Below are 228 nucleotides of genomic sequence, written 5' to 3'. Positions count from 1 at the left end.
CAGAAAATACCACCTGCAGTACGCCAGCAGCCATAGCCAAACTGACTCCTACAGAGAATATTCCCACCGCAGTCATGTCAGCCCAGTATGTCAACGCTAAACGGTCTACTGATGTCAATGCCCAAAATGTCAGGTTTGCAAATACTAAAGGAAACCCAAATGTGAAAAGACGCTTTAGAATTGGCAATTGCAGAGGCTCATATTTTAAAGCTAGCCAGACCTTCCTAG

General features: G+C 44.7%; 1 protein-coding gene. It reads right to left on the bottom strand.

Annotation, left to right across the window (positions count from 1 at the left end):
• On the bottom strand, positions 1-228 hold a 228-nt coding region (locus SB753_RS42400), incomplete at both ends, for a hypothetical protein (RefSeq protein WP_410805875.1).

The sequence above is a fragment of the Paraburkholderia sp. SIMBA_053 genome (genome assembly GCF_046534895.1).
Lineage (GTDB): Bacteria > Pseudomonadota > Gammaproteobacteria > Burkholderiales > Burkholderiaceae > Paraburkholderia > Paraburkholderia caledonica.
This window is presented reverse-complemented; position numbering and strand designations above follow the sequence as displayed.